Below are 9,748 nucleotides of genomic sequence, written 5' to 3' on the forward strand. Positions count from 1 at the left end.
ACTGTTCAACGAGTGGTTCACAAAATCCTATGACAGGTTGAGAGGAACGTTACGCCGGTACGGAATGCTGGACGAGGACAATTTCCATGACACCTACCTTTTCGTAAGAAGGCAGGTGCTGGTTCCCGGAAAGGACATAACGGACTATGACGCGTATTTCATCGGATGCTACAAAAAGGCGGCCCTGGCAAAGATTAAAAGGGAGAACCGGTATGCACACCCTGAAGATGATTTCTTCCTCCGATGTGGCGAGGAGGCAAAATTCCTTTCCGAGGACGACCTGAACGGGTGCGAGAGGCTGGTTAAGGACATACTGCGTTTCGTAAGGCAGAAATTCTCCTACGAGGAATACCGGATGTTCATGCTCAGGTTCTATGAGGCGCAGTTCTCGTTCAAGGCGCTGGCGGAATGCATGGGTATCTCGGCATCGGCCATATCGCAGAAAGTATGCAGGATAGTGGACGCAGTACGTACCCACAGCGGTTTCGCATGGAGAAGTCAGATGCTGGCGGTGGAAAGCTTCATGTATTGAAAAACGAAAACAGTTCAACCGATAAAAGAAGGACAATTATGGCACTGATAGTATACAACAGGGAAAACTCCCGTCCGCAGGAAGTCACATACAAGGGTAAGCGGACCATCAACCTTGACAGCAGGGGGACTGTCTATCTGTCAAAGACGATGTCAATCGAATTGGGAATCCTCGGCGGCGGACGGGTGAACTTCGCCCACGACGACGAGACGGGTGACTGGTATATCTGCCGGGCTGACGACAGCGAGGGGTTCATCGTCTGGAAGGACAAAAGATGCGCAAGGTTCTCGGCGGGGTTTATCGTGCAGAGGCTCATGCGGCAGGCGAAGGTGGAAAGGAAGAGCGTGCAGTTCATGATGGCGAGAATGCCGGTGGAGATTGGCGGGGTAGCCTATTACAAGATACTGCTCTCGAACCCGATACTCAGATAAAGGCATGGGCCGGAGGAGTCCGGCTGTATATGACATGACGGAAACAGGCGCATCCGACGGGACAGGAGCCCGGAGGGTGTGCCTGTTTTTATGCGCCGCCATTACGGGAACGGACCGTTCTATCGATACACGGCCCGCCCCAATTTCATAATGACATAATGGAATAAAGGCCTTGAGAATAAAAGTAGTGCCCTTTGCAATATAATAAAATTGGAAGCGTATGAAAAGAACTTTTGTAATTAATTGGATTTTGATAGATTTATTCATTGTGTCTGTTATATCTTGGTTTAGACCGCATGTGACTGGGCGTGGGAACAGCCATGAAATCTGGCATAATTTGGCTATGTTTCATGTTTTGGGCAGTGTGCTGTTCCCTGTTGCCATAATATTCCATATGGCAACACACTGGGATTGATATAAGGGAATCATAAAAAAATGGAATAGGCAAAAAAACAAGGCCACAGCTGTTCTCTCTATCATATTTTTACTGCTGTCCCTATTTCCCGTAGGGGATGTGGGGAACATAGAAAGCAGCCTGAAACGCACAGGCGAAAAGGCCGGCTGCAATGTCCGCGTCAGCCCACACACAGCCAAATATACATTTGCCAATGATAAAAAGCAAGTATTCCTTCCGCTTAAATATCTCATAACCAGCACTGAACAAATAATGTCTGCTTCCATGTCATTCCTGTCCTAATAAGCAACATTGCATTCTTAGTATTTAGTCGTTGCAAGGTGGCAACTCTTTATGAAAAATTATATTGGAAACTTATATAACAGAAAAACATACCTCATTAAAATCTTAAATAATTTGACTCTTGCTAAAAAATATTTCCAAAAAAATGCAGGAAAATAACTTTTTTATTAAATGTATTTATATATTTGCATATAAATATCAAAATAACCTTTTTTAAAAAACTAATTTGTTAACATATTAACTTAAATATTTAATCTATGACAAAAACTATTTAAAAACCATTTCTACAATTCACCAATCAAAACAAAAATTGTTTCAAATACATTTTTAATATTAAATCTATGAAAAAAAATCAACTAAAGCTGATAAGCGTGATGTTGCTTTTATCTGGATTTTCTACCGGATATCTTCAAGCCGCACATTATGCAGCAACTACGGGCATGTATTCTGCGCAACAGAATAATGTATGCACAGGCATCGTGGTGGATCAAAACGGTGAGACCGTTATTGGTGCATCATTGGTTGTCAAAGGTACAACCAACGGAACTATAACCGGACTGGATGGTGACTTTAGTATTCCTAATGTAAAAAAAGGTGATATTATTGTTGCCTCATATGTAGGTTATGTAAATGTGGAAGTTGTGTGGAATGGAAAACCTTTAAAAATCATTTTGAAAGAAGATTCCAAAACTTTGGATGAAGTGGTAGTTGTAGGTTATGGCAGTACTACCAAACGTGACTTGATTGCCTCTGTATCAACGGTAAAGACTGACCAGATGGCAAATATTCCTGTTACCAACATTGCACAAGGTCTGGCAGGGCGTGCCCCCGGCTTGATTGTGCAAGCCAGCGGAGGTGGTATCAATTCAACTCCCAGCATCAGTATCCGTGGAGGAGGAGCTCCCATCTATGTGATTGACGGGGTTATCCGCTCTGCTGCCGACTTCCAAAATTTAAGTCCGGATGATATTGAGGCAATGTCAATATTGAAGGACGCCTCGGCAACGGCAGTTTACGGTTCACGGGCTACCAACGGTATTATTCAGGTGACTACCAAGCGTGGAAAGGAAGGCAAGCCCACTGTTGAATACGATTTCAACATGAGTTTTTCACAGCCATCTATCTGGCCGGAAAAAATGGGGTCTTATGACCGTGCTGTCTATGCCAACATTGCCCGTGCCAATGATGGTGCCGAACCTATGTACAGTGAAGAAGCGTTGGAGGCTTTTCGCACCGGTAGCGATCCGTTGAACTTTGCCAATACTGACTGGCGTAAATTAGTGTTGAATGACTGGGCTCCACAAAGTAAGCATTCGATACGTGTAACCGGAGGATCACAAAACAACCAGTATTATGTTTCTTTGGGACATATCGACCAGAATTCGCTTTATAAAAACGACAACCACTGGATGAAACGCACGAATTTCCGTTTGGCACAGTCTTCGTTCATTGAGTCCATCGGTCTGCGCATTAATGCAACCATTGACGGTTATTGGCAAAAGACCACCCATCCCAATACCTCCACGGCGAGCAATTATTATGCGGTTTTCTCACACATAAACGACCGGCCCTCCACTTATCCGGGTGTCAACAAGTATGGACTTCCCTATAACCTGACTGATAATCCGGTGGCGGAAACAGCCAAGGATGCTGGTTATAACCGTAATGTTGACAATGTGATCAACGGTCGTGGCGAAGTGGTCTGGGAAGTGCCTTGGGTGGAAGGTCTGAAGGTACGTGCAGCCAGCAATTATCGCTATTACGGTTCCAAGAATAAAAGTTGGCGTAAAGATGCCGCCCAATATGATTGGGATTCACAAGAAGCCACTTATGCCAACAAACCCCAACTTAGTGTGACTAACGGGTCAGGCTATTCATTCACCAATCAGGCATTTATAGAGTATGCCAATCTGTTCGGCAAACATTCATTGTCGGCTTTGGCAGGTTTTGAGCAATACTATGAATGGGGTGACAGTTATTGGGGGAAGCGTACCAACTATACATTTGACATAGATCAGATTGAGGTTGGTGATGCCAATTCCCAAACCAATGGCGGTAGTGAAGTCGAACTGGGACGCGCTGCTTGGATCGGGCAGGTGAAATATAATTATGCCAATAAATATTACGCGGAAGGAAGCATACGTTATGATGGTTCTGACAGGTTTGCACCCGGCAACCGCTGGGGCGCTTTTTTCAGCGGATCGTTAGGATGGGTGGTGACGGAGGAAGGCTTCATGCAACCACTGGTAGAAAAAAATATCCTGAACTCATTGAAGCTCCGCCTCTCTTATGGTGAAACCGGTCTGGATGAGTCTGCGGGCCGTTTCCAATATATGACCACCTATAGTTATAATCCTTATGCCTATGTTGTTAACGGAAAATATACTCCCGGATTTACAGAAGGAAACTTGGCTTCTCCGGACTTGACATGGTATACCACCAGACAGATGGACTTCGGTTTTGACTTTGCTTCCTTGAACAACCGCCTTTATGGCTCATTTGATTATTTTTACTACTCGACAAAGGGCTATTTGGTGGCTCCGCGTGGTGACAGTTATCTCAATACCGCCTTGGGCGTAGGGCTGCCCAGGGTAAAATCGGATAGTGAACACCGTCGTGCCGGATTTGAACTTCAACTGGGCTGGAGAGATGATATCGGTGACTTTAAGTACGATGTGTCAGCCAATCTCACCTACTTTGATGAACTGATGGCCCTGGATGAAAGTGAAGGTGAGTCATCCGTGATGAATCCATATCAACGGACTCAGCAGAATAAAGGATATTACGGTCTGCTGTATCATAACTTAGGATATTACGTAAGTGCTGAGGACGTTTACAATTCGGTAGGTTTTACCGGTGCCTTGAATTCTGGTTATCTTACAGCTGGCGATATAAAGTATCAGGATACGAATGGCGACGGTCAGATTACTGATGCGGACAAACGCCGTTTGGGAAAATCAGGCAAGCCGCGTGGACAATTCGGCATCAATTTAAATATGAGTTATAAGGGCTTTTATCTGAGTGCCCTGTTCCAAGGATCTACCAAATTTAATATGTATGTTGCAGGTAGTTTGGGTATGCAGACCGGCCAGACCTACGGCATGCCAGTGGCTTACGATTATCAAACAGACTTTTGGACTCCGGATAACCGTGACGCACAATACCCGCGTCTGATGGCAAATACAGCTTTGAATCAGAATAACAACTACGCAAGCAGTGACTTTTGGCTGATTAACGGTGCTTACCTGCGTATGAAGGACTTTCAGTTCGGCTATGATTTTAAATACAGCCTGCTGAAAAATGTCTCTTGGCTGACCCGTTGTAAGATGGGCATATCCGGTCAGAATATTTTTACCATTTCGCAAGCGACCAAATATGGAATGGATCCGGAACCGTCCGATACCAACTATTACGGTTATCCGGTTGAAAGAACCATAGCATTGACTTTAAATTTAGGATTTTAAATAATTGTATGATGAGAAATATATATAAATATGGAATATTGGGTATCAGCCTTATGATACTGAACTCTTGCATCGACACGCTGGATACACGCCCGACAACAAGTTTTGATGATGAGACCGTATGGGGCAGCAAAGCCACCGTGGAAGGTTTTATCAACTCCACCTATGATGCAGTAATTAATAGCGGATATGCCGGCAGTGGATCCAGCATTTCCTGGGAAGCAAGAACTCCCAACGGTGTGCTCTGCTCACAGGTTGGCGAGGGTATTGACAACGTAGCCACAGAATTGGGATTGAGCACAGGCAATGATTGGGGAGTCAACCGTTTTGGCTTGTTGCGTAAAGTCAATATGATTATTACCAATGTGCAAAACAGCTCTACCTTAAACGAAACAGAAAAGATAGAGCTAAAGGCACATGGAAACTTGATGCGTGGTATGATTTTCTTTGACCAGGCACGTAAGATGGGACGTTTTGTTCCTGTAAAAGAAGTCTTTACAGTTGAGAATCCTGAGGCTGTCAATATTCCGATGACCGAGGATGTATCGGAAAGCTACAAGTTAATCATAGAAGATTTGCAAATTGCGGCAAACGACCTGCCGATCGAGAATGCTTCTGGTTTGCCAACACGTTGGGCGGCGGGAGTTTTACTGAGCCGAGCCGCCCTGCAAGCCTATGCCTATACCGGTGATGCCTCTTATCTGGACGTGGCTATTACAGCTGCCAATGATGTGATCAGCAATAGTGGGGTTGAGTTAAGCAATTCAAACGGTCTTTTCAACGAAACGGATTTATATAATCCGGAAATTCTCTGGGGATATTACCGTGAAAAAGAAAATACGTATGTCTCCAGTTTTGAAGAACTGATGCGTACTTATCCGAATGTTTCCACCGATAACGTGATCAATTCCCAATCGCCGGTAGCATTAAAACAGGCAAATGGGCAGACATTCGAAGGGTGGGCCATTTACTTTCCCACACAAGACCTGGTTGACCAGTTTCTTGTGACCGATGAGGAAACCGGTAAGGCAATGCCTTGGTATGAAACTTCCCAATATAAAAATAACGTAACCGTACTTGACCCTTCCAGTATTACCGAAGCAGGTCAGGTAGATGCATACAAGCAAGTAAATGGTGATGCGCGCCGTATTCCTACGCCACAAGATTTAAAGCAGCTTAACAAAAGCTATCCCACTTTTACCCGTTACCATCAGTTAAACAAGGGGGCTGACCGGGATTTGAGCGAACTGATGTACAGCGGGCGTGACCGCCGTTTCTATACTGCCATAGTTTATGACAAATGCTCCTGGATTGGTGAGACTGTTGAGCTCAATTTGGGTGGAAACCTCTCAGCAGGTGTCCGTGACAAGGAAGATGGAGGCTGGTACAATACCACTACCGGTTATTATTGGCGTAAAGGCAACATTGAAAACCCTACACCCAGAGCTTACCATAATTGCCAGGTGGCATTGCATTTCAATATCGTTCGATTGGGAGAGGCCTATATGAACCTTGCTGAAGCCTATCTGCTGAAACATGATGTGCCCAATGCGGTGAAAGCATTGAACATGACACGTACCATACATGGCGGATTGAGCGAGTCTACTGCCGCTACAGAAGAAGAAGCGTGGACGGATTATATTCGTGAACGAAACTGTGAGCTGACTAATGAGGGCGGTGACATTTATTACAGTTATCTGCGTTGGGGGAAATATGGCGGTTATGCCAATCATGGTCGTGATGCCGGAGATATCATTTATGACCTTGACCGGCCGGTATACAAAATGTCCATCAGCCGGGACCGGAGCAAGTTGCTGGTTGGTCAAATGACCCTGAACAATAGCGCCCAGCGTAAATTTACAGAAAAACGCTATCTTTTGCCAATTAACCAAAGTTTTCTGAATACCCGTGAGGCTTATGGTTTGGATCATGTACAAAATAAAGGCTGGTAATCCATTAATTTATAGACAATGAATATGAAAAAAATATTTAATATTATTACAATCTTGCTTTTGACTGTATTTACAACATCTTGCCTGGATAGCAATCTCGAAGATCTGGATACATATAAAGGCAAAGATATCATCGGCATAGCCGGTGTTTATCATCGTTATTATGGTTCTCAAACCATTCCCGGCAGTGGTGAACAACAAGTTCTGCAATCGGCCTTGAGTTATGATAATTTTCAGGCGGATGCAGAAACAGGAACAAGTTCTTTTGAATGCAAGCTTCCCAGCAATTTCCCGGCTGAAGAAAGACCTAAATTCACGATGTCAAATGTAGTGGTTTCACTTAATATTTCTACAGCAGCCATGATTCAACCCATAGATGGAGCAGCCGTACTGGGTAAACCGGGGGACTGGAGCAAACCCAACAAATATGAAATCACCGCTGCCGATGGAAGTAAAAAAGTATGGACTATTACAGCGTATTTCTTACAAGAATAATTTCCTGAACAAATAATTGAAGAATCGGGAAGATTTGATGGGGTGGAAACGGCTGCGCTGTCCATCTCATCTCTTCCTTAAATATTAAAATACTAACATAATACATGAGTATGCGTAAAACATTATTTTCAATAGCGACGGCTTTATTATGCTTTACTGGTTGTACGTCAGTCCCTAAAACTTGTGAACAGCCTTATGAACCCATTCAGATAGCCGTACCCGAACGTCCTGCCGGGCAACAGGATGCGGTTGGACTGACAGCACCTAAAATTGACACGGTCCGTGTAGGTTTTATTGGGGTGGGCATGCGTGGCATCAGTGCCGTGGAGCGTTGGACCCACATCCCGGGTGTACAAATCAAAGCGTTGTGCGATTTGCGTCCTGAACTGGTGGAAAAGGCACAAAAGACGCTGGTCAGTTCCGGTATGCCGGAAGCTGCGACTTACTCAGGTGCGGAAGATGCTTGGAAACAATTATGCAACCGTGACGACATTGACCTTGTTTATGTTGTAACGGACTGGAAACATCATGCCGAAATGGGTGTCTACGCCATGGAACATGGCAAACATGTAGCCATTGAAGTTCCTGCAGCCATGACACTGAACGAAATATGGGCACTGATAAATACATCCGAAAAGACACGTAAGCATTGTATGCAATTAGAGAATTGCGTATATGACTTTTTTGAATTGACCACATTGAATATGGCACAACAAGGCTTGTTTGGTGAAATTCTGCATGTTGAAGGCGCTTATATCCACAATTTGGAAGAGTTTTGGCCTTACTATTGGAACAACTGGCGGTTGGACTATAACCGTGCTTTCCGTGGTGATATTTATGCCACCCATGGCATGGGACCGGCCTGTCAGTTACTTGACATTCACCGTGGTGACCGTATGAAAACGTTGGTGGCAATGGATACCAAAGCTGTAACCGGTCCGAAATTAGTAAAACAATACCAGAAAGAAAGCGCACCGGATTTCCAAAACGGTGACCATACCATGACCTTTATCCGTACCGAAAAGGGAAAAACGATTCATATTCAACATGATGTAATGAATCCACGCCCTTACAGCCGCATGTATCAATTGACAGGTACCAATGGATATGCCAACAAATATCCCATTGAGGAGTACTGCTTCCGCCCCGACCAAATCCGGACCGTTGATATGCCTGACCATGAGAATCTCAATATGCATACGGCTGTTTCCAATACGGTGAAAGAATCCTTGATGAGAAAATATAAACATCCTATCCATCAGGAATTGGAAGAAGCTGCCAAGAAGGTAGGCGGGCACGGTGGAATGGATTATATAATGGATTACCGTCTGGTATATTGCCTGCGTAATGGATTACCGTTGGATATGGACGTATATGATTTGGCAGAATGGTGCTGCATGGCTGAGCTTACCCGGATTTCAATAGAAAACGGAAATGTTCCTGTAGCTGTTCCTGATTTTACTCGTGGTTATTGGAATAAAATACAAGGATATCGTCATGCTTGGACAGAATAAATTGATTCTGACAATATAAAATACTGACTGTGTATATAGCTGATTTAGGTTAATTAACAACAAAGATTTGTCTAAAAACACCTGTTGTGAAATATGTGTTTTTAGACAACTTTTTTATAGAAATTATCCATCTTTCTATAAATATTATCTATAGGCATTGGTACATTTTTCCAAATATATCACAAAAATCCTTGCGGTAGATTTCTTTTCCACACAGTTTGTAGTTCATATTATAGATTTATGCATCTTTGTCCTCAGTGTTTTAATCCTTCTTCGGAACATAATGACTCTTTTGCTTTCCGCCTGTATTTCCTGAGCCTGTGATTCTGTATGAATCTTTATTCTTAAAGATACGAAATCTTAGGTAATAACAAGCCTTTGTTTGTGAAAGTCAGGGCTTTGTGCATGAATAAAGAAGGTGTGACACACCTCCTTCATTCATGATCCCATACGGAACTTTCCTAAAGTTCCTCCGGCCTGGTTCTCGCCTCCCGGTAGCAGCTGTCAAGCAGCTTCTCGATATCGGAAGAACGGTACAATATCTTGCCGCCCAGCCGGGTGAAGGCAAGCAGGCCGCTGTCACGGTACTGTTGCAGGCTGCGGCGGCTCACTTTCAGCTTTTCAGCCAGTTCGCGGTCCGTATAGAAGTTCTCGCCCGCCATC

The 9,748-nt window shown here is 44.1% G+C and carries 9 protein-coding genes; 8 read left to right on the forward strand and 1 reads right to left on the reverse strand.

What is annotated here, in order from left to right; translation table 11 throughout:
- Nucleotide 1: 1 nt before the first annotated feature.
- The 8 genes from BHV72_RS05900 (at nt 2) to BHV72_RS05935 (ending at nt 9,085) form a co-directional block, all read left to right on the forward strand.
- Nucleotides 2–532, forward strand: a complete 531-nt coding sequence (locus BHV72_RS05900; protein ID WP_286855136.1) for a sigma-70 RNA polymerase sigma factor region 4 domain-containing protein — start codon at nt 2–4, stop codon at nt 530–532.
- A gap of 38 nt (nt 533–570) precedes the next feature.
- Nucleotides 571–963: a hypothetical protein gene (locus tag BHV72_RS05905; RefSeq protein WP_004320820.1), complete on the forward strand. Its 393-nt coding sequence runs from the start codon at nt 571–573 to the stop codon at nt 961–963.
- A 4-nt stretch (nt 964–967) separates the two neighbouring features.
- On the forward strand, nt 968–1,114 hold the full coding sequence (locus BHV72_RS05910) for a hypothetical protein (RefSeq protein ID WP_172775308.1): 147 nt from the start codon (nt 968–970) through the stop codon (nt 1,112–1,114).
- Nucleotides 1,115–1,477: 363 nt separating this feature from the next.
- The gene (locus BHV72_RS05915) at nt 1,478–1,660 is read left to right on the forward strand and encodes a hypothetical protein (protein WP_018451981.1); all 183 of its coding nucleotides are present in this window, start codon (nt 1,478–1,480) and stop codon (nt 1,658–1,660) included.
- Between the two features lie 341 nt (nt 1,661–2,001).
- Nucleotides 2,002–5,124 (forward strand): SusC/RagA family TonB-linked outer membrane protein, encoded by a 3,123-nt coding sequence (locus BHV72_RS05920; protein ID WP_005942001.1) that lies wholly within the window; start codon nt 2,002–2,004, stop codon nt 5,122–5,124.
- A gap of 8 nt (nt 5,125–5,132) precedes the next feature.
- Nucleotides 5,133–7,076, forward strand: a complete 1,944-nt coding sequence (locus tag BHV72_RS05925) for a RagB/SusD family nutrient uptake outer membrane protein (protein ID WP_005942003.1) — start codon at nt 5,133–5,135, stop codon at nt 7,074–7,076.
- 24 nt (nt 7,077–7,100) lie between these two features.
- Nucleotides 7,101–7,571, forward strand: coding sequence for a DUF5018-related domain-containing protein (locus BHV72_RS05930; protein ID WP_223804981.1), 471 nt, complete (start codon nt 7,101–7,103; stop codon nt 7,569–7,571).
- A 110-nt stretch (nt 7,572–7,681) separates the two neighbouring features.
- Nucleotides 7,682–9,085, forward strand: a complete 1,404-nt coding sequence (locus BHV72_RS05935) for a Gfo/Idh/MocA family protein (protein ID WP_025066804.1) — start codon at nt 7,682–7,684, stop codon at nt 9,083–9,085.
- A 461-nt stretch (nt 9,086–9,546) separates the two neighbouring features.
- Here the strand turns inward: BHV72_RS05935 and BHV72_RS05940 are convergent.
- A partial coding sequence (locus BHV72_RS05940; protein WP_195402363.1) for a helix-turn-helix domain-containing protein occupies nt 9,547–9,748 on the reverse strand: 202 nt, incomplete at its 5' end.

Source organism: Bacteroides sp. 43_46 (genome assembly GCF_001915455.1).
In the GTDB taxonomy this organism is placed as follows: Bacteria; Bacteroidota; Bacteroidia; order Bacteroidales; family Bacteroidaceae; genus Bacteroides; species Bacteroides caccae.